Source organism: Vibrio nomapromontoriensis (assembly GCF_050337205.1).
GTDB classification, from domain to species: domain Bacteria; phylum Pseudomonadota; class Gammaproteobacteria; order Enterobacterales; family Vibrionaceae; genus Vibrio; species Vibrio nomapromontoriensis.
On record NZ_JAKJSS010000021.1, the window covers coordinates 1 to 18,961 of the forward strand.

At 45.7% G+C, this 18,961-nt stretch carries 21 protein-coding genes and 1 rRNA gene; 11 read left to right on the forward strand and 11 right to left on the reverse strand.

Annotated features, from left to right (window positions below; all coding sequences use genetic code 11):
- A 16S ribosomal RNA gene (locus L4D05_RS21935) occupies positions 1-93 on the reverse strand; the annotation flags it as partial.
- A 579-nt stretch (positions 94-672) separates the two neighbouring features.
- Between L4D05_RS21935 and L4D05_RS21940 the strand changes: the two genes are divergently transcribed.
- Complete coding sequence (locus L4D05_RS21940; RefSeq protein WP_265677959.1) at positions 673-1,221, forward strand: gamma carbonic anhydrase family protein; 549 nt, start codon at positions 673-675, stop codon at positions 1,219-1,221.
- Here the strand turns inward: L4D05_RS21940 and L4D05_RS21945 are convergent.
- The 4 genes from L4D05_RS21945 to tsaC all read right to left on the reverse strand — a co-directional run bounded on the left by L4D05_RS21945 (position 1,218) and on the right by tsaC (position 3,857).
- Positions 1,218-1,481: a DUF1488 family protein gene (locus L4D05_RS21945; protein ID WP_265677960.1), complete on the reverse strand. Its 264-nt coding sequence runs from the start codon at positions 1,479-1,481 to the stop codon at positions 1,218-1,220. The genes L4D05_RS21940 and L4D05_RS21945 overlap by 4 nt on opposite strands.
- A 4-nt stretch (positions 1,482-1,485) precedes the next feature.
- Positions 1,486-2,313: a shikimate dehydrogenase gene (gene aroE / locus L4D05_RS21950; RefSeq protein WP_265677962.1), complete on the reverse strand. Its 828-nt coding sequence runs from the start codon at positions 2,311-2,313 to the stop codon at positions 1,486-1,488.
- Between the two features lie 65 nt (positions 2,314-2,378).
- On the reverse strand, positions 2,379-3,284 hold the full coding sequence (gene hemF, locus L4D05_RS21955) for an oxygen-dependent coproporphyrinogen oxidase (protein ID WP_428795288.1): 906 nt from the start codon (positions 3,282-3,284) through the stop codon (positions 2,379-2,381).
- A gap of 15 nt (positions 3,285-3,299) precedes the next feature.
- Positions 3,300-3,857 (reverse strand): L-threonylcarbamoyladenylate synthase type 1 TsaC, encoded by a 558-nt coding sequence (gene tsaC, locus L4D05_RS21960; RefSeq protein ID WP_428795289.1) that lies wholly within the window; start codon positions 3,855-3,857, stop codon positions 3,300-3,302.
- A gap of 181 nt (positions 3,858-4,038) precedes the next feature.
- On the opposite strand from tsaC, the gene purE reads away from it, so the two are divergent.
- Together purE and L4D05_RS21970 are read left to right on the forward strand one after the other, a co-directional pair.
- Positions 4,039-4,524, forward strand: a complete 486-nt coding sequence (gene purE / locus L4D05_RS21965; protein WP_265677965.1) for a 5-(carboxyamino)imidazole ribonucleotide mutase — start codon at positions 4,039-4,041, stop codon at positions 4,522-4,524.
- Positions 4,525-4,526: 2 nt separating this feature from the next.
- Entirely contained in the window at positions 4,527-5,657 is a 1,131-nt protein-coding gene (locus L4D05_RS21970) for a 5-(carboxyamino)imidazole ribonucleotide synthase (protein WP_428795290.1), read from the forward strand.
- 56 nt (positions 5,658-5,713) lie between these two features.
- Here the strand turns inward: L4D05_RS21970 and L4D05_RS21975 are convergent, their stop codons facing one another.
- The 4 genes from L4D05_RS21975 to L4D05_RS21990 are packed head-to-tail and all read right to left on the reverse strand — an operon-like array spanning position 5,714 to position 9,016.
- Positions 5,714-6,298, reverse strand: coding sequence for a topoisomerase DNA-binding C4 zinc finger domain-containing protein (locus L4D05_RS21975; RefSeq protein WP_428795291.1), 585 nt, complete (start codon positions 6,296-6,298; stop codon positions 5,714-5,716).
- Positions 6,299-6,333: 35 nt separating this feature from the next.
- On the reverse strand, positions 6,334-6,810 hold the full coding sequence (locus L4D05_RS21980) for a DUF494 family protein (RefSeq protein ID WP_279348332.1): 477 nt from the start codon (positions 6,808-6,810) through the stop codon (positions 6,334-6,336).
- Positions 6,807-7,943 (reverse strand): DNA-processing protein DprA, encoded by a 1,137-nt coding sequence (dprA, locus tag L4D05_RS21985; protein WP_428795316.1) that lies wholly within the window; start codon positions 7,941-7,943, stop codon positions 6,807-6,809. Before dprA ends, L4D05_RS21980 begins: the two co-directional genes overlap by 4 nt.
- Positions 7,944-7,951: 8 nt before the next feature.
- The gene (locus tag L4D05_RS21990) at positions 7,952-9,016 is read right to left on the reverse strand and encodes a LysM peptidoglycan-binding domain-containing protein (RefSeq protein ID WP_428795292.1); all 1,065 of its coding nucleotides are present in this window, start codon (positions 9,014-9,016) and stop codon (positions 7,952-7,954) included.
- Positions 9,017-9,131: 115 nt separating this feature from the next.
- Between L4D05_RS21990 and def the strand changes: the two genes are divergently transcribed.
- The 5 genes from def to L4D05_RS22015 all read left to right on the forward strand — a co-directional run bounded on the left by def (position 9,132) and on the right by L4D05_RS22015 (position 14,875).
- Complete coding sequence (gene def, locus L4D05_RS21995) at positions 9,132-9,641, forward strand: peptide deformylase (RefSeq protein WP_250619267.1); 510 nt, start codon at positions 9,132-9,134, stop codon at positions 9,639-9,641.
- Between the two features lie 19 nt (positions 9,642-9,660).
- Positions 9,661-10,608, forward strand: a complete 948-nt coding sequence (gene fmt / locus L4D05_RS22000) for a methionyl-tRNA formyltransferase (RefSeq protein WP_428754681.1) — start codon at positions 9,661-9,663, stop codon at positions 10,606-10,608.
- Between the two features lie 90 nt (positions 10,609-10,698).
- Positions 10,699-11,976: a 16S rRNA (cytosine(967)-C(5))-methyltransferase RsmB gene (rsmB, locus tag L4D05_RS22005; protein ID WP_428795293.1), complete on the forward strand. Its 1,278-nt coding sequence runs from the start codon at positions 10,699-10,701 to the stop codon at positions 11,974-11,976.
- Positions 11,977-12,043: 67 nt separating this feature from the next.
- Positions 12,044-13,420: a Trk system potassium transporter TrkA gene (trkA, locus tag L4D05_RS22010; protein ID WP_265676764.1), complete on the forward strand. Its 1,377-nt coding sequence runs from the start codon at positions 12,044-12,046 to the stop codon at positions 13,418-13,420.
- Between the two features lie 9 nt (positions 13,421-13,429).
- Positions 13,430-14,875: a TrkH family potassium uptake protein gene (locus L4D05_RS22015; protein ID WP_428795294.1), complete on the forward strand. Its 1,446-nt coding sequence runs from the start codon at positions 13,430-13,432 to the stop codon at positions 14,873-14,875.
- Between the two features lie 18 nt (positions 14,876-14,893).
- On the opposite strand, the gene trhA is transcribed toward L4D05_RS22015, so the two are convergent.
- Complete coding sequence (gene trhA / locus L4D05_RS22020; protein WP_265676766.1) at positions 14,894-15,541, reverse strand: PAQR family membrane homeostasis protein TrhA; 648 nt, start codon at positions 15,539-15,541, stop codon at positions 14,894-14,896.
- Positions 15,542-15,623: 82 nt separating this feature from the next.
- The gene (locus tag L4D05_RS22025; protein ID WP_265676767.1) at positions 15,624-16,424 is read right to left on the reverse strand and encodes a sporulation protein; all 801 of its coding nucleotides are present in this window, start codon (positions 16,422-16,424) and stop codon (positions 15,624-15,626) included.
- 284 nt (positions 16,425-16,708) lie between these two features.
- Here L4D05_RS22025 and L4D05_RS22030 point away from each other — a divergent pair, with 284 nt between their 5' ends.
- The 3 genes from L4D05_RS22030 to ccoG all read left to right on the forward strand — a co-directional run bounded on the left by L4D05_RS22030 (position 16,709) and on the right by ccoG (position 18,945).
- Entirely contained in the window at positions 16,709-16,876 is a 168-nt protein-coding gene (locus tag L4D05_RS22030; RefSeq protein WP_250619274.1) for a hypothetical protein, read from the forward strand.
- Positions 16,877-16,992: 116 nt separating this feature from the next.
- Positions 16,993-17,259, forward strand: coding sequence for a YihD family protein (locus L4D05_RS22035; RefSeq protein ID WP_428754684.1), 267 nt, complete (start codon positions 16,993-16,995; stop codon positions 17,257-17,259).
- 267 nt (positions 17,260-17,526) lie between these two features.
- Positions 17,527-18,945: a cytochrome c oxidase accessory protein CcoG gene (gene ccoG, locus L4D05_RS22040; RefSeq protein WP_428795295.1), complete on the forward strand. Its 1,419-nt coding sequence runs from the start codon at positions 17,527-17,529 to the stop codon at positions 18,943-18,945.
- Positions 18,946-18,961 lie beyond the last annotated feature (16 nt).

Here is an 18,961-nt window from a genome sequence, read left to right on the forward strand (position 1 = left end):
CCCGAAGGGTCAATGTTGTCGTTTCCGCTCGACTTGCATGTGTTAGGCCTGCCGCCAGCGTTCAATCTGAGCCATGATCAAACTCTTCAATTTAAGATTTTGTCGGCTCAATGAATACTGACTTCAAAACTGTCCCTTACTTAAAAAGTAAGAAGTAATTTTAAAGCTATTAYCGTTCCAACAGAACGATAATGAATTTTGACTGTGTGACAGTAAGCGAGCTTACTACCCTTAGGTCACGTGTTCATTGAAAACCATTTTACTTCCGAAGAAGTGGTTCGTTTCTACTTTGCAGCAGAAGCAAACATAATGATTATCATCAACAAGTGTCCACACAGATTGATATAGGTCTATATTGTTAAAGAGCTTGTTTCGAGGCTTGCTCAAAACGGACGGCCATTTTAGCTAGATAAGCTTCAGTGTCAAACACTTTTTAAAACTTATTTTGCTAAGCTCATTGAGCTTAATAACCTTCTGACTCGTTCTCGGTTTTTGTTGAACCGTTCCCGTGTCAGCGAGGGTGCATTATAGAGATCCGAATCACATTGGCAAGCCCTAAAAGTCACTTTTTCAACTTTTTTTATCTGTCTGATTGTTTTTTATTCTTAATGGTTAAAAAACCGCTTAAAATCAGCATAAATCACATTACAAACTCTCAACTAAGAGATAAATATGACTTCAGTTCGTAGTTTCAAAGGAATTTGCCCGCAATTCGACTCTTCTGTCTATATAGATATGACTAGCGTTATCGTAGGAGATGTTCACCTTGGTAAGGATGTGAGCATTTGGCCATTCGTCTCTGCACGTGGCGATGTCAATCGTATTGAGATTGGAGACAGAACGAATATTCAAGACAACTCCGTCTTACATGTTACCCACAGAAATATGGATAACCCTGAGGGTTATCCATTATTAATTGGTAGTGATGTCACTATTGGTCATCAGGTTATGCTTCACGGCTGCACCATTCACGACCGCGTGTTGATTGGAATGGCTAGCATCGTATTAGATGGTGCCATCATTGAATCCGATGTAATGATTGGTGCGGGAAGTTTAGTTCCACCAAATAAGCGCCTCGAAAGGGGCTACCTATACGTGGGAAGCCCGGTAAAACAAATTCGTCCACTAACAGAAAAAGAAACCACATTTTTACAGACGTCATCAAACAATTATGTACAGAACAAAAATGACTACATTAATCATGTTGACGTTATTCGCTAGCCCACTTTAATATTACCTTGGTCATCGAAGTCCTCATCTTCAATGAGGGCTTCTGCGCACTCTTCAATATCAAACTGCGCTTTTTTATATGCTTCGATAGCCTCTTCTTCATTATTCACTCGCATAGAGGCTAACTGACCTAGCTTTTCAGCATCAATAGTACAAGTAATTAGCATGCCGGACTGATTGGCATGAAATGCTAATGTCTGCGTGAGGGAATTCCATACAATGTCATCAGAAAACAATATTGATTGATTCATTTTACTAACTTTCCAGATTTCTACGAAGTTCGCGCAAGATTTGTCGAGAGCCCGGGCGTAGCCCACGCCATAGCATGAAGCTTTCAGCGGCTTGCCCCACTAACATACCCAGTCCGTCATAAGTGACCGCAGCACCTGATTGACTGGCCCACTGATTGAATGTCGTTAGTCCTTGACCGTAGGCCATATCATAACTCACCGTCTGCGGACCAAAAATTGCGTGACTTATACTTGGACGTTCGTTGTACAGACTTGCAGATGTAGAGTTGATAACAACATCATAGCTTTTCGAAACACTCGACATTTCGATGGCATTGATAGCCCCAAAGCTGGAAAAAATACCCACTAAGTCTTCTGCTTTTCCAAAAGTGCGGTTGGTCAAGGTGATTGAGGACGGTTTTTGATCTAAAAGCGGTTTCAGCACACCACGAGCGGCTCCACCAGCCCCTATGACAAGAATTGATGCGCCCTCGAGCATCACTTGATGCTGTAATAAGTCCTGAACTAATCCTTCACCATCAGTATTGTCTCCAATGATCTCACCATCATCGACTTTCTTTAACGTGTTAACCGCTCCAGCCAATTGCGCTCTTTCTGTTAGGCGGCTTGCAAATTGATAAGCTTCTTCTTTAAAGGGGGCAGTGATATTGCACCCTTTACCACCCTCATTAAAAAACACTTCAACTGCAGATATAAACTCTGTGTTATCCGGCTGCTGACGACCATACTCCATATTTTGCGCAGTCTGCTTAGCAAACAAGGTATGAATAAAAGGAGATTTACTTTGAGTGATAGGATTTCCGAAAACAACATACTGATCTGGCTTGCTCATGTCCCTGCCTGCTGCATACTAAAGTGATATTAAAGACACTATCACTTCAGCATGCTTTCGCCAAGTTACCAGTCTCTTGGCTTCAAATAGTCCGAGTAAAGCGTCGCTTCTGGTGTATTTTCTTCAGGCTGATAACTATATTCCCAGCGCGCTAATGGTGGCATCGACATTAGTATCGACTCAGTCCGCCCGCCACTTTGCAAGCCAAACAGTGTTCCACGGTCATAAACGAGGTTGAACTCGACATATCGACCACGGCGATAGAGTTGAAAGTCACGTTCACGTGAGCCAAACTCTAAACTCTTACGTTGATTCACTATCGGCAAGTACGCATCGAGGTAACCATTGCCAACCGCCTGCATATACTGAAACGACTTATCAAAGCCCCACTGATTTAAATCATCAAAGAACAAGCCCCCAATACCGCGGGTTTCATTTCGGTGCGGTAAGAAGAAGTAGTCATCACACCATTTTTTATGTTCGGCATAGACGTCATCGCCAAATGGCGCACATAAATCCTTAGCTACCTGATGCCAATGCTGACAGTCTTCCTCAAAAGGGTAAAAGGGGGTTAAATCAAAGCCACCACCAAACCACCAGATGGGTGCTTCGCCCTCTTTTTCTGCCACAAAAAATCGCACGTTGGCGTGCGATGTAGGCACATAAGGGTTCTTGGGATGCAACACTAAAGAGACTCCCATGGCTTCGAACTTGCGTCCCGCCAATTCTGGGCGGTGAGCGGTAGCAGACGCTGGCATTTTATCTCCAAAGACATGGGAAAAGTTTACGCCACCTTGTTCAAACACCCCACCATCTTTAAGCACGCGACTTCGCCCGCCGCCGCCAAGTTCTCTTTGCCATTCATCTTCAACAAATTGCGCTACACCGTCTACGCTGGTTAGTTGTTCACAAATGGAATCTTGTAATTGCAACAAGAATGCTTTCACTTGATATTTATCTACGCCTGACATTGTCTATCGACCTCTCTACCCTTGCCTAATCATTTTCCCGGTTCTTGCGTCACGAATTTCGCTCGGGTTTTCACGCCCACCCACTTCACCATTAAGAATACCCGCTAGGCGCTCTCCAAGTTGAACCTTCACTTCATTTACCGTCATACATGAAGGCATACCGGTTAAGTTAGCGCTCGTCGATGTCACTGGCTTACCAAATTCTTGGCATAATGCTTGAACAAGAGCATGGTCGGTCACCCTTACTGCAATCGTATCAAACTGACCACTCAACCAAGGAGATACCTTTCTACTGGCTGGCATCACCCAAGTATAAGGGCCTGGCCAAGTAGAAAAAACACGTTCAAGTTGCGTCTTGCTGAGTTGAGTCTCGTCAATATAGGGACGCAGCTGTTCATAACTACTCGCAATCAAAATCAGCCCTTTCTCTACAGGTCTTTCTTTCACTGCCAATAACTTTTGAATCGCTTCTATGTTGTCCGGATCACAGCCGACACCAAACACCCCTTCCGTTGGATAAGCAATCACCTCACCCAACTTGAGCATATCGACAATAGAGAGAACGTTATTCACTGCGCCTTCCTTTCCTTAAATCTAAACATTTTTTTTACAATTCACCGCACTATGCTCAAAACCCTGCCTAGAATCCAGAAAAAAACCCAACTTTAACTCACGCAAACGTTTTCCTATGAAAAAAATACTCGTATAATGCGCGCAATTTAGTCCATTTGAACATGCTTTGAAGGAGCTTCGGATGAAAGTCGGTATTATTATGGGTTCAAAATCAGACTGGCCAACAATGCAACTGGCTGCTGATATGCTAGACCAATTTGGTGTGGAATATGAAACGAAAGTTGTTTCCGCTCACCGCACACCACAACTACTAGCAGACTACGCGACTTCTGCCAAAGAGCGCGGTATTTCCGTTATCATCGCAGGAGCTGGCGGTGCTGCACACCTTCCAGGTATGGCTGCAGCATTCACGAGCATTCCTGTATTAGGTGTGCCAGTGCAAAGTCGTGCGCTAAAAGGAATGGACTCACTGCTCTCTATCGTTCAAATGCCAAAAGGCATTGCAGTCGGTACTTTAGCCATTGGTGAAGCTGGTGCTGCAAATGCGGGCATCCTAGCGGCTCAAATCATCGGCATTCACCAACCAGCGGTTATGGAAAAAGTCGAAGCATTCCGCCAAACACAAACGGATACTGTACTCGCAAACCCTGATCCATCAGAGGATTGATAATGAAGCACGTATTGGTTTTAGGAGCTGGTCAGTTAGCACGAATGATGGCTCTGGCTGGCGCACCTCTCAATATCAAGATATCGGCGTTTGACGTAAACAGCGAAGACATCGTCCACCCCTTAACACTTGAAGTGCTGGGTAACGGTTTACAGCAAGCTATCGACCTTGCCGACGTGATTACGGCTGAGTTTGAGCACATCCCGCTTGCAGTTTTAGACATCTGTGAAAAAAGTGGCAAGTTTCTCCCTTCGACACAGGCGATCAAAGCCGGTGGTGATCGACGCATTGAAAAAGCCCTGCTTGATCAAGCAGGTGTAAAAAATGCCAAGTACGCCATTATCCGCTCACGACAAGATTTCGATGCGGCCATTTCTCATGTCGGCTTGCCGATGGTGCTAAAAAGTGCGCTTGGTGGCTACGACGGTAAAGGTCAATGGCGACTTAAAACCCTAGATAACGTCGAATCAATTTGGGCGGAAATGCTAGTGTGTATTGAACAGTCAGAGAACCAAGCGATTGTCGCGGAAGAATTTGTCCCTTTTCAGCGTGAGGTCTCACTGATTGGCGCTCGTAATCAACAAGGTGATATTGCGATTTATCCTTTGGCGGAAAACGTGCATACCGACGGCGTATTAACACTATCAACCGCGATTGATGAAAGTGAGCTACAGCAACAAGCAGCCAAAATGTTCACCGCCGTTGCAGAGTCTCTTGATTATGTCGGTGTACTGGCGTTAGAGTTCTTTGACGTCAATGGTGCTCTACTCGTCAATGAAATTGCCCCGCGCGTGCACAATTCTGGACACTGGACACAACAGGGCGCCGATACTTGTCAGTTTGAAAACCATTTACGCGCGGTTTGCGACATGCCACTTGGCTCAACGCAGCTCACCCGCACAACGTCAATGGTCAACATCTTAGGCGAAGATTGCGTCCCAGAGGCGGTACATCAGCTACCAGGTTGTCATGTACATTGGTATGGCAAAGAGAAACGAGCTGGGCGTAAGATGGGGCATATTAATGTGTCAGCCTCTGACAACGCAGAACTGAAAGCGACGCTCATTAAGCTCGCTGATATTCTCGACCCAGCGGCATTTCCGGCACTAAAGCCTGCGGCGCACGCGTTGTAGCTGCCCAAGCATACTCTCCGGTCAGTGATTATCTCATCCCAATAAAAAACGGCTCATTAAGAGCCGTTTTCATTTTGAATTTTATGACACGAGCGTGAAGCACATTCAAGTACCACTCCAGACGCCCGTTTCTTTTCCGTCAATAACGGATAACCACAACCATCGCAGCTGCCAACCACAGGCGGGTGGTTCACTGCAAACTTGCATTTCGGATAGGCATCGCAAGCGTAAAAAGCTTTACCAAATCGTGATTTTCTCTCTATTAAGTGTCCCTTCCGGCACTCAGGACAAGAAACATCAGCGACACTATTCTGTTCGTTGTCTTCAGGTTTATTGGGCGATTGAATAAAATGACATTCCGGATACCCGCTGCAACCAATAAACATTCCGTAACGACCTTGGCGAAGCAATAGCTCACGACCACAGTCTGGGCATGACACCCCTAATGATTTAATGATATGGCCATCATTTTGATGCAGTGGCTTAATAAATTCACAGCTAGGGTAATCACTGCAACCTAGAAAAGGGCCGTGCTTACCATTCTTTAGCTGTAACGTACCGCGCTGGCATTGCGGACATGACTCTTTATCGAGCGCATGTTCATGAGCCGAAAACAGTTGATGATCAATTTTACCGCTCATGAAACTCTCTTCTGTAAACGTTAGGGGGCGGGTTTCTAATGAACCATGCCTTGCTCCGTGGTGTAGATCAGCTCTTCCATCAGCGTATATTCATTTTCATTACCGGGAACATTGAACAATACCATTAAGATAATCCACTTCAGATCATCCAATTCAAATTCACTTGTTTCCAGTCCCATCACTCGATCTATCACCATCTCACGAGTTTCTGTCGTCAAGACACCCACTTGCTCTAAAAACATCAAAAAGCCTCGGCTCTTAACGTCAATACGAGACATTTCTTTGGCGGTGTAAATACGAGTTGAGGTGGATGCACTCATCGAGATAGCAGAGTGCTTATCGGTATCTTGCAGTTCCGCTAAGTCTTCTAACCATTGCAGTGCTTTGTAAATATCTTTTTGCTGAAAGCCTGCTCGAAGCAATTCATCTTCCAGTTCGTCTTGGTCTACCTGTAGTTCCGCATCGCTATGGATATAGGTTTCAAACAGGTACATCAGTATGTCCATCATCATAGCTTGCCTCTCCCACTAAGAATATAACCACCGGTAACGGCAACAATATGGCCAAGTAATTCAAGCTCAAGGAGCTGTTGCATGACCTCATGCACAGGAATATGGGTCTTTTGAGCCAAAATATCAACAGGTGTCGGCTCTATTCCTACGTTAGCCAACAGTTCTTGATATGGCAATGCTTCTTTATCAGACACTTGCCTCTCAGGTGGTGAGTCAAAAAAACTCGGTTGATGATCTTTAGACCAGTTTGTCAGCGATTCTATTTCATCCAACACATCCTTTGGTGATTGTACGAGACAAGCACCATTTTTTATCAATGAGTGGCACCCGTTATGAAAAGGGTGTCGGATTGAGCCCGGAATAGCGAACACATCTCGACCTTGCTCAGCAGCATATCGCGCTGTAATTAATGAGCCACTTTTTTCTGTTGCCTCAACCACCACAACACCAGCCGCCAAGCCACTAATAATACGATTTCGACGTGGGAAAAACTCCGGCCTCGGTTTACTGAAAGGGGGATGCTCGCTAATTAAAGCGCCTTGTTCCTGAATTCGACTCGCAAGTCCTTTGTGTCGATGAGGATAAATATGCGCTAAGCCAGAGCCCAATACCGCCACCGTTTTACCACCGGCATTCAACGCCCCCTGATGAGCGTGTCCATCCACACCCAGCGCCAAGCCACTCGTGACAACAAACCCTTGTTCAGAAAAAGTATGCGCATAACTCGATGCTGTCTCTAGCCCTTCTATTGTGGCATTTCGGCTGCCAACCATCGCAATTTGCGGAGCACTCAATACTTGTGGATGACCAATAACGAACAGTATCGGTGGATACCCCTTTGTTTCTTTAAGTAAAGCAGGGTAATGAGGGTTTATCGACAACAATATATGGTGGTATGGGCGATTCTGCCATTCTAAGCAAGCTTGCACGACGTTCGTGGCATCATGGCGAATAAAACGAATTTGTTTTTCTTTTAGACCAATAGCACGTAGCTGAAGTTCATCAAAATCAATCAGCGTTGAGGGTGCCGCAATCGCGCATAACTTATGAAACGTCACCGAACCAATACCCGGACACAAGGCCAACGTCAGCCATGCGGCTAATTCGTCTTCTAACGATTTACGCTCAACCATCAGTGTCATTACCGTTCTGGTGCTTCAATGATTGCCATCATTGATACCGGTTCTGTCGATGTCGTGATCACGGCGATACTAAAATGCGCATACGGACGAATCACCATCAATTGCCCAATTTCAACTTTAGGGAATGTGGATACCTCCGTGGCTTTGGTGAGTCCTTTCTCCCCTGATGAAAAGCGAAAATCTTCCGAACGCCGCTTGATAAGGTAAGTACTTCCCTGCTTCACGCTATCCAATGCACCAACATTGAGCACCACTGTCTGTCCTTGCACGGCATAGTTCAACGAATTTAGCGAGCCCAGAAGCTGAACTGGCTTAGACGTAATATCGGGTCCAGGTTGAGGAGAAAAACTGGCGGCTAGAGACATATCCTGATGGACGCTAAACGGAATAACGAGATCACCTTTTTTAAGCTCTCTTTTAAGGCTGGTTATAATTAACGTCGTCATTCCTTCTTTCTGATCAACGGTATGGGCTTCCGCCAATAGGCGAATTTCCGTCATTTCAACCTGCTCATCGCTCGATATATACGCTTTACCAACCCGATAAATACCCCACTTACGCTCTGCCCCTTTATATTGAATGTAGAGCTCATCACGATCCGTCACATAGTCCAGACCACGACTTGACCCTGCAACAACCGGGAATGCCTCTAATCGAGAGGATTCGACAAGCCCTTCTTTTTCTAGATAACGAGTCACCGTAGAGCGCTCCGCGCCCGAAATGGCAACTTTTTGGTTAGTACGAATACGAGGTGATAGCTTTTCAAAGGCCTTCTTTGTCAGACGAGGCTTGCCATCAATCCAGATGAGCGAGAGTCGATCGCCAGGGTAGATTAGGTGTGGGTTATCGATGTGCTGGTTTTGCCCCCAAAGTTCAGGCCATCGCCATGGTGACTGCAAATATAATGTAGAGATGTCCCACAACGTATCTCCTGCCACAACCACATAAGACTTAGGGACATTGGATTTGATCTTCAACTCATCGGAATCCACAGGAAAGCAAACAAATACAGAGAGTGTAAGCAGAATAAAATGCCACTTTGATCTCAATATTTGTTGTTTCATCGTCAGCATTCCCTTGCTTTGTTTCATGGGATGCTGTCATTTAGGTGCGAAAATGTCTAGAATTGAACCAACGAAGTCCGTGCCTATTCGGCACAGTTCAATATTTTGAGTGTATATGTCTGTATTACAAGTATTAACTTTCCCGGATGAGCGCCTAAGAACAGTCGCAAAGCCTGTCACTGAAGTCACTCCGGAGATTCAAAAAGTCGTTGATGACATGATTGAAACCATGTACGACGAAGAAGGAATTGGTCTAGCGGCAACGCAAGTAGACTTCCACCAGCGTATTGTTGTGATCGATATTTCGGACACACGCGATGAGCCTATGGTCCTTATCAATCCAGAAATCACCGAAAAACGCGGTGAAGACGGCATTGAAGAAGGCTGCTTGTCCGTGCCTGGCGCACGCGCACTCGTAGCTCGCGCAGCAGAAGTCAGCGTCACTGCGCTTAACCGCGATGGTGAAACGTTCTCCTTTGAAGCCGATGACTTACTCGCCATTTGTGTTCAGCACGAATTGGACCATTTAGAGGGCAAACTTTTTGTCGATTATCTTTCCCCTCTAAAGCGTAAGCGTATCAAAGATAAATTAGAAAAGATTCAGCGCTTCAACGCGAAACAATAATAACTTAAGTGAGGTTTCTGTGAGCCAATCATTACGCATTGTGTTTGCCGGTACTCCAGACTTCGCCGCCCGTCACTTGGCGGCGTTATTGTCTTCGGAGCACGACATTATTGCCGTTTACACCCAACCAGATCGACCGGCGGGGCGCGGCAAAAAGCTAACCGCTAGCCCTGTAAAAACGATGGCGATTGAGCATGATATTCCTGTCTACCAGCCAGTGAATTTTAAGTCAGATGAAGCCAAACAAACGCTGAAAGATTTGAATGCTGATCTTATGGTTGTCGTTGCGTATGGTTTATTGCTCCCACAAGCAGTCCTTGATACCCCTAAATTGGGTTGTATCAATGTTCACGGTTCTATTTTGCCTCGCTGGCGTGGCGCAGCGCCAATCCAGCGCTCTATTTGGGCGGGCGATGCAGAAACAGGCGTGACTATCATGCAGATGGATATCGGTCTTGATACTGGTGACATGCTAAAGATCGCGACACTTCCTATCGAAGCCACCGACACTAGTGCCACTATGTATGACAAGCTCGCCGAGCTAGGTCCCCAGGCTTTAGTTGACTGCTTAGGTGACATTGCTGTTAACAATACAAAACCAGTAAAACAAGACGACGAGCAAGCCAATTACGCCAGTAAGTTGAGCAAAGACGAAGCGAAGATTGACTGGTCGCTAGACGCGGAGTTTATCGAGCGCTGCGTGCGTGCCTTTAACCCGTGGCCAATGAGCTTCTTCTCGGTGGAAGAGAACAACATCAAAGTTTGGCAATCTCGTGTCGAGGCAAGTACGACAGAAATGGCAGTAGGCACTATCCTTAAGGCTGATAAAACAGGAATTTACGTTGCTACTGGAAAGGACACCTTAGTTCTGGAGCAGATCCAGATCCCAGGAAAGAAAGCCATGCCGGTCAGTGATGTACTAAACTCCAAAGCCAGCTGGTTTGAAGTCGGCAGTATCCTAGGTTAACGATACTCCCTACATACAATCTTTAGGGCCAGTACTGACCAGTGCAGGCCCTAGTTTGTTTTAATAACAACACAATTTTAGGTAACTAACATGAACGTTCGCGCTGTTGCGGCCAACATCCTGTTTCAAGTGGTTGATAAAGGTCAATCCCTATCCAATGCGCTTCCTGCCGGTCAACAGCAGGTCAAACCACGTGACCAAGCTTTACTGCAAGAAATTTGTTTTGGCGCCCTGCGAATCCTACCTCGCTTGGAATCCATTGCTTCTGAGCTCATGGAAAAACCTCTTAAAGGCAAACAGCGTGTTTTTCATCACCTGATCCTTGTCGGCATTTACCAAATTGGCAATATGCGCATCCCAGCACACGCCGCAGTAGGTGAAACGGTTGAAGCAACGAAAACGCTAAAAGGCCCGAAATTGCGTGGGCTCATCAATGCGGTATTGCGAAATTATCAACGCAATCAAGAACAGCTCGATGAAATATCCATGAGTCACAATGCCGGTAAATATGGTCACCCAGGCTGGCTGCTAAAACTGCTCCAAAATAGTTACCCAGAGCAGTGGGCGGATATTCTAGAAGCGAACAACACCAAGGCACCGATGTGGTTACGTGTGAATCACCAGCATCACACAAGAGATGAATACCTAGAACTGCTCAAAAATGAAGGCATTGATTGCACAGCACACTCAGAAGCGCAAGATGCTCTAAAATTGGCCGCACCTTGCGACGTCAACAATTTGCCAGGCTTTGATAAAGGCTGGGTATCGGTACAAGATGCCGCAGCGCAACTCTCTCTTAATTATCTCCAACCTCAAGATGGTGAGTTAATTCTAGATTGCTGCGCCGCGCCAGGTGGCAAAACGGCTCATATTCTTGAACGCACGACAGGCAGCAAAGTCGTTGCCATTGATTGCGATGAAACCCGCCTCAAGCGCGTTCACGACAACCTGCAGCGTTTGCAACTTCAAGCGACTGTCGTTTGTGGTGATGCAAGAACACCACAAGAGTGGTGGCAAGGTGAACAGTTCGACCGCATCTTGTTGGATGCGCCTTGCTCTGCAACGGGCGTTATTCGTCGCCACCCTGATATTAAATGGCTGCGTCGAGCTGAAGACATTGCGGCTCTTGCTGAGCTGCAGCGTGAAATATTTGATGCAATGTGGCAACAGCTCAAAAGCGGCGGCACCATGGTGTATGCAACATGCTCAATTACACCGCAAGAAAACGTAGAACAAGTGAAAGCATTCTTGGCGCGAACCAGCAATGCCCAGCTAGTAGATTCAGATATCAACCACCCAGGACGTCAGATTTTGCCTGGAGAAGAAGATATGGATGGCTTCTATTACGCAGTATTAAAAAAAGCATAGAATGCTAAGGTATTGATAGTTATTCTAGCGACTCGTTGAGTCGACATAATCAAAAGAGCGAAACGTTATGAAAATCATCATTCTTGGTGCAGGGCAAGTCGGTGGCACACTCGCAGAAAACCTCGTGGGTGAAAACAATGATATTACCATTGTAGATAAAAACAGTGACCGTCTGCGTGAACTACAAGATAAGTATGATTTACGGGTGGTCAACGGCTATGCCAGCCACCCCGACGTATTGCGTGAAGCTGGCGCTCAAGATGCCGATATGTTGGTTGCCGTCACCAATATGGACGAAACCAATATGGCAGCCTGTCAGGTGGCGTTTTCGCTCTTTAACACCCCAAACCGTGTCGCTCGTATTCGCTCACGTGAGTACCTCATTGAAAAAGAAACACTGTTTAATTCAGGGGCGGTACCCGTTGATCACTTAATTGCGCCAGAAGAGTTGGTCACCAGTTATATCGAACGCTTAATTCAATATCCCGGCGCGCTGCAAGTGGTCAGTTTTGCCGATGAGAAGGTCAGCCTAGTGGCGGTGAAGGCCTACTATGGCGGTCCACTGGTAGGCAATGCCCTATCAACATTGCGTGAACACATGCCGCACATCGACACGCGAGTCGCTGCCATCTTTCGACAAGGTCGCCCTATTCGCCCTCAAGGCACCACAATTATTGAAGCCGACGACGAGGTGTTTTTTGTTGCGGCCAGTAACCATATTCGTTCGGTCATGAGTGAGCTTCAACGTCTCGAAAAACCTTATCGTCGCATCATGATTGTTGGTGGGGGTAACATAGGTTCAAGCCTGTCGAAACGCCTAGAACAAAACTACAGCGTTAAGCTCATCGAACGCAGTTATCAACGAGCTGAGAAGCTTTCTGAGCAACTCGAAAACACCATCGTGTTCTGCGGTGACGCGGCGGATCAAGAATTGCTTGCCGAAGAAAACATCGACCAAGTTGATGTCTTTATTGCGCTAACCAATGAAGATGAAACTAACATCATGTCTGCAATGTTAGCGAAAAAGATGGGCGCTAAAAAAGTGATGGTGCTCATTCAACGAGGCGCGTACGTTGATCTCGTTCAAGGTGGCACCATTGACGTAGCAATATCACCTCAGCAAGCCACTATTTCCGCGCTGCTAACCCATGTAAGACGTGCTGACATCGTTAATGTATCGTCATTAAGACGCGGCGCTGCTGAAGCCATTGAAGCCGTCGCTCGTGGTGATGAAACCACATCCAAAGTGGTAGGCAAAGCCATTGGTGAGATCAAGTTACCACCAGGCACCACCATTGGCGCGATTGTTCGTGGCGAAGAAGTGCTGATTGCTCACGATCGTACCGTCATTGAGCAAGATGACCACGTGGTCATGTTCCTTGTGGACAAAAAGTATGTTCCCGATGTAGAAGCACTATTCCAACCAAGTGCATTCTTCTTATAAGGCACATTTATGGTCAATGCTCGTCCAGTCGCGTTCGTTATTGGGTTAGTTCTTTCAAAACTGGCCCTATTTATGTACGTCCCGACATTAGTCGCCTTTTTCACGGGTACCGATGGTTTTCTTGATTTTGGTTTAGCGGTAGCCATTACCCACCTTGTGGCATTTCTATGCCTATCAATAGGTCGCACCAAGAATTTTCACCTAAGTGTGCGTGATATGTTCCTGATTACCAGCCTCGTCTGGATGATTACCAGCGCATTTGCCGCACTACCTTTTGTGTTCATCAACCATATCAGCTTTACCGATGCGTATTTTGAAACCATGTCAGGCATTACTACGACTGGCTCAACCGTTCTCAGCGGGCTCGACAATATGGCACCAAGTATTTTGCTATGGCGTTCTATTTTGCAATGGCTTGGTGGTATTGGCTTTATTGTTATGGCGGTGGCGGTATTACCGATGCTTAATGTCGGGGGGATGCGCTTATTCCAAACCGAATCGTCCGATTGGTCAGATAAAAGCAGCCCAAGAGCAAAAACCGTCGCTAAAAATATTGTCTTAGTCTATTTGGTATTGACCGCGCTGTGTCTGCTTGGTTACTTAGCAACTGGCATGTCATTGTTTGATGGCATTAATCATGCCTTTACAACGCTATCTACTGGGGGCTATTCCACCTCCGATGGTTCGATGAACCACTTCTCCAATGGTGCCCATTGGGTGGGCACTATTTTTATGTTTTTGGGTGGGTTACCTTTCCTACTCTTTGTCTCTGCGCTCACTAAACGCAATCTTCGTGTCATCATCAATGACGCGCAAGTTCGCGGTTTCACCTATTTGTTCTTAGTATCCAGCACCATTGTTGCACTGTGGCTCATTATCAAAAACGATTACGCATTGACTGATGCGTTTCGAGTCGCGATGTTTAACATCGTCTCTGTCGTGACAACCACTGGCTTTGGTTTAGAAGACTTTACCGCGTGGGGAGCCTTACCCAGCGTTATTTTTGTATTTATAATGATGGTAGGCGCTTGCTCTGGTTCTACGTCTGGTGGCATCAAAATATTCCGTATTCAGATTGCCATTACGCTCTTAAACAAACAGATGATGAAGCTTATCCATCCATCAGGTGTCTTCGTACAACGCTACAACCATCGCCCCGTCAATGATGATATTGTTCGCTCTGTTGTCGCGTTTGTATTGATGTTCTTTGTTACTATTATAGTGCTTGCGGCATCACTGAGCGCGATGGGACTTGACCCAGTCACCAGCATTTCAGGGGCAATTACGGCCGTGGCTAACGTAGGGCCAGGAATGGGAACCATCATCGGCCCTACAGGCAATTTCTCATCACTGCCCGATGCCGCTAAATGGTTATTAAGTCTCGGCATGTTAATGGGACGCCTCGAGATTTTGACACTACTTGTGCTCTTTTTCCCTGCGTTTTGGCGTCGTTAACATCAGTGCCCTTATGACTTAACGAGGCTGTACATACCAATAAATAGCGAAAAAGTGACAGGCTGCGCCTGCCAAAACAAACACATGCCAAATAGCATGATTGAATGGAATGCGCTCACACGCATAAAATACCGCCCCCAAGGTATACGTCACCCCGCCCAGCGCCAACAACATAACACCTGACGGATCTAAGCTTTGAGATAACTGATACAACGGAATAAGCGATAGCCAACCCATGGTTAGATAAGTCAGCAATGAAAAACGCTTAATACGGTGGGCATAAAAAAGCTTCATGACAACACCCACTACTGCCAACAACCAAACAATGACCATAACTGACACGGCAAGAGGTGTTCGCAAACACACCAGCATAAACGGTGTATAACTCCCTGCGATCAACAGGTAGATAGCACAATGGTCAAAAGTCTTCAGGCGACGTTTTTGCGTGGGGTCATCAATAGAGTGGTAGAGTGTCGAAGCCAGAAATAATGTCACCATGCTGCAGCCATAAACACTCATGCTAATGAATGTGAGCGCATCGGCATTAGCTTGAATCGATTTCAATACAAGTAACACTAAGCCAACGGCAGACAAAGCGACACCAAGTGCGTGGGTAACACTATTCGCGCGCTCTTCGTGCAAACTATACAATGAAGCTGATGACATGGTACATACTCAAGATAGGACTTGTTTGCAGCATGACACATTCAGCTTACAAATGTAAGCTGAATGATTGAGCATTCCTTTTCTAAGAGGTTTGATCGAGATAATCGAGCACTTTCTTACCCGCTTCTTCTGCAGTCATTGAGCTTGGTAGGGTTAGTTCACGCTTTAACTGCCCCAACCCAATCAAGCTAGAAAGCATTCCGCCAATGCCATCTCTATTTCTATCAATTTCAAACCACAATTTAAGTTCGCTTTCATCCCGGTAAGCTACTATTTCTAGTTCTCTCCAACGACCATGGTAAGGCCCGGTGGTCGGCACAAATTCAAACTCTTGCACAAACGGCATCGCAAATCCTTTTGCCGCTTCGCATTCAACTTGTCGAATTCGCAACCCTTCATGCTCTAGCGTAGAAAAAATTCCATCAAGCAAAGGATCGGGTCTCACGGTAAGTAAATCTTTATCTGTGGGGTCGGCGGCTAGTGCGATATCAAGCCCTGTTTCGAGCCACACTTTAGAGTCACCCAAAGTGACGGGAGTATTCCAGGGAACCGCCAGTTCTACTTCAAAATCTCGCGTTTCACCGGGCTCAATCGTAAACGCGTAAGGTAACGTCCACGTTTCCAATTCATAGGTTTTCGCTACACGCTTCTTAGGACTGCCTGGCTGATTCTGGTTATCATGATGACTACGAGCGACTTCATCAATATAACGGCAGCATAAACGCATATTAATATTATCGACCGTTTGGGCGGTTTTGCCGCCATAGACATGAACCGTCACTTTGACGTTCTCGCCAGGATAAAGGAACTCCTGGTGCAATACAGAGTCCACTCGCGCCGCACCAATCCCAAAGCTTGCTAAGGTTTTCTTAAAAAAAGACATACGCACCTCCATTCACTACTCACCGTTTTATCGCAATTGATACGATAAAACAAATATACATAGCAAAAAAACCACATGTGCAAAAAAGCAGCAATTAATTTTATCTAGGCTATCGAACCAAATAACACTTGGTGATATTCTATACGTGATATGCATGCATATCGTTATTCCTGATTATTTATTAGGACTGGCATCCGCCAAAAAAGAGCCATTGTATTTCAATGACTCATAAATAATCAGGCCATTAGATTGGCAATGGAATTGCCTGACTGTTAGGTATAGCAATGCGCCCTACTCCTGTCAGGTTTTCGCACTCAAATCGTGGTGCGTCGCGTCGTCGCAGTGGTTTTGCCCCTGCTTTTGTCGCAAAACAGGCCGCTCCTTCTATGACGCTTGTTGAAAAAAGTGCTCTTTTGGCACCGACTCCAACAAAAGTCGTTAAAGCAGCATAATAAAAAAGCGCAGACACCCTGCGCTTTTTTTATGCCTAGCGCTTTCTCATATTGGTTATTCTCACGATATTTGATATTTTGATGCAAAAATTACTATAAATATTGTGGAGAAATTTATGAAGTGTCATCGCCTCAACGAGCTCATCGAACTTATGCAGCCAGAATGGCAAAAAGAACCAGATCTCAACCTAATGGAGTTCATCGCTAAACTCGCCAATGAAGCTGGCTATAGCGGCGAACTTGCTGAACTGACTGACGATGTACTCATTTATCATCTCAAAATGCGTAATAGCCAAAAGGACGACATGATCCCTGGCCTTGCCAAAGACCAAGAAGATGATTTTAAAACCGCATTATTGAAAGCTCGCGGTATTATCAAGTAGTCATACTCACCTTTTGTCAAAACGCTCCTCACTTAGTAGGAGCGTTTTTATATCCATTGATTTCATATTTCTTGTTAAAGGTTGATAGCCTTAAAGAAAAGAGTTTGTTATCGAGGTTATAATCGGCGCGTTTTCTATTTACGTAGAAACTTATACTTTATCAATGATTGCTAGCTCTTAGCGCTTCTCATGGGTAAAGGTTACCTCGCAATGTCGGAAAAATAGAGCATGTCAAACATGCCGTCAGCCTAAGAAGGACCGCTTCACATGAGTCAGGATAAGATTGACATAAAGGACGTGACGCCAAAAACGTTCAATCCTAAAACACACAAAGGCAACGGAGATCGCTTTAACCCTAGCAATCGTATTTACGTACGTGAAAGTAAAGGGACATTTCAAAAACTAAGACGCTACGGCGGTTGGTTCCTACTCGTTCTATTCGCTATTGTTCCTTGGATCCCATATGGGGAAAGGCAGGCCATTCTTCTCGACATTGGCAACCAGCAGTTTAACTTTTTTGGCACCACCCTTTATCCGCAAGACTTAACATTACTTGCGCTGCTGTTTATGGTCGCCGCCTTCGGACTGTTCTTTATTACCACCTTTTTAGGGCGCGTATGGTGTGGATACTTATGCCCCCAAACCGTTTGGACCTTTATGTACATCTGGTTTGAAGAGAAGTTAGAAGGCAGTGCCAACAAAAGACGAAAACAAGATTCAAATAAACTCACTGCAAACCTTGCCGCAAGAAAAGCCCTAAAACATGTCGCATGGTTAGCTATCGCACTCGCGACCGGCTTTACCTTCACCGGGTATTTCGTTCCTATTAGTGATTTAGTGGTCGATTTCTTTAGTTTCAACGCCAGTTTTTGGCCCGTCTTTTGGGTATTGTTTTTTGCCGGTTGTACCTATGGTAATGCTGGTTGGATGCGCTCTATCATGTGTATTCACATGTGCCCCTATGCACGCTTCCAATCCGCAATGTTTGATAAAGATACGTTTATTGTCGGCTACAATCCTAAGCGCGGAGAACAGCGTGGTCCACGCCCTAGGAAAGCCGATCACAAAGCGCTCGGATTAGGCGACTGCATTGATTGCGATCTGTGCGTTCAGGTATGTCCAACGGGCATTGATATCCGTGACGGACTGCAATACGAATGTATCAACTGTGGTGCCTGTATTGACGCATGTGACAAGACAATGGATCGCATGGGTTACGAAAAAGGTCTGATTAACTACACCACAGAGCATCGACTATCAGGTAAACATACTAAAGTCATGCGACCAAAACTGCTTGGGTACGGCGCCATTCTTCTTGTGATGATTGCCCTATTCTTTGTGCAAATATCCGCTGTGGACCCTGCCGGATTAAGCGTGTTAAGAGATCGCAGCCAACTATCCCGGACCAACAGTGATGGTCTCGTTGAAAATACCTACACCCTAAAAATCATTAACAAAACACAGCAAGAACAACAATACACTCTTTCTGTTTCTGGCTTAGAGTCTGTTGTTTGGTATGGAAAACAAACGATTACGGTTGAACCTGGCGAAGTGTTAAACCTGCCAATGAGCCTTGGCGTTGACCCAGAACAACTCAGTTCACCCGTTGCCACAATTCAGTTTATACTGAGTGACAATAATGACTTTTCGATCGAAGTGGAAAGCCGGTTTCTTAAGAAACTCTAGCCGAGCACCCCTTCAC

What these genes read in the sequence shown, in the direction of transcription:
- L4D05_RS22030 (WP_250619274.1), top strand. Translation starts at nt 16,709, where the DNA reads ATGCGCCCTACTCCTGTCAGGTTTTCGCACTCAAATCGTGGTGCGTCG.
- trkA (WP_265676764.1), top strand. Translation starts at nt 12,044, where the DNA reads ATGAAAATCATCATTCTTGGTGCAGGGCAAGTCGGTGGCACACTCGCA.
- rsmB (WP_428795293.1), top strand. Translation starts at nt 10,699, where the DNA reads ATGAACGTTCGCGCTGTTGCGGCCAACATCCTGTTTCAAGTGGTTGAT.
- L4D05_RS22035 (WP_428754684.1), top strand. Translation starts at nt 16,993, where the DNA reads ATGAAGTGTCATCGCCTCAACGAGCTCATCGAACTTATGCAGCCAGAA.
- L4D05_RS21970 (WP_428795290.1), top strand. Translation starts at nt 4,527, where the DNA reads ATGAAGCACGTATTGGTTTTAGGAGCTGGTCAGTTAGCACGAATGATG.
- trhA (WP_265676766.1), bottom strand. Translation starts at nt 15,541, where the DNA reads ATGTCATCAGCTTCATTGTATAGTTTGCACGAAGAGCGCGCGAATAGT.
- L4D05_RS21990 (WP_428795292.1), bottom strand. Translation starts at nt 9,016, where the DNA reads ATGAAACAACAAATATTGAGATCAAAGTGGCATTTTATTCTGCTTACA.
- L4D05_RS22015 (WP_428795294.1), top strand. Translation starts at nt 13,430, where the DNA reads ATGGTCAATGCTCGTCCAGTCGCGTTCGTTATTGGGTTAGTTCTTTCA.
- aroE (WP_265677962.1), bottom strand. Translation starts at nt 2,313, where the DNA reads ATGAGCAAGCCAGATCAGTATGTTGTTTTCGGAAATCCTATCACTCAA.
- L4D05_RS21980 (WP_279348332.1), bottom strand. Translation starts at nt 6,810, where the DNA reads ATGATGATGGACATACTGATGTACCTGTTTGAAACCTATATCCATAGC.
- hemF (WP_428795288.1), bottom strand. Translation starts at nt 3,284, where the DNA reads ATGTCAGGCGTAGATAAATATCAAGTGAAAGCATTCTTGTTGCAATTA.
- L4D05_RS22025 (WP_265676767.1), bottom strand. Translation starts at nt 16,424, where the DNA reads ATGTCTTTTTTTAAGAAAACCTTAGCAAGCTTTGGGATTGGTGCGGCG.
- L4D05_RS21975 (WP_428795291.1), bottom strand. Translation starts at nt 6,298, where the DNA reads ATGAGCGGTAAAATTGATCATCAACTGTTTTCGGCTCATGAACATGCG.
- L4D05_RS21940 (WP_265677959.1), top strand. Translation starts at nt 673, where the DNA reads ATGACTTCAGTTCGTAGTTTCAAAGGAATTTGCCCGCAATTCGACTCT.
- ccoG (WP_428795295.1), top strand. Translation starts at nt 17,527, where the DNA reads ATGAGTCAGGATAAGATTGACATAAAGGACGTGACGCCAAAAACGTTC.
- dprA (WP_428795316.1), bottom strand. Translation starts at nt 7,943, where the DNA reads ATGGTTGAGCGTAAATCGTTAGAAGACGAATTAGCCGCATGGCTGACG.
- def (WP_250619267.1), top strand. Translation starts at nt 9,132, where the DNA reads ATGTCTGTATTACAAGTATTAACTTTCCCGGATGAGCGCCTAAGAACA.
- L4D05_RS21945 (WP_265677960.1), bottom strand. Translation starts at nt 1,481, where the DNA reads ATGAATCAATCAATATTGTTTTCTGATGACATTGTATGGAATTCCCTC.
- purE (WP_265677965.1), top strand. Translation starts at nt 4,039, where the DNA reads ATGAAAGTCGGTATTATTATGGGTTCAAAATCAGACTGGCCAACAATG.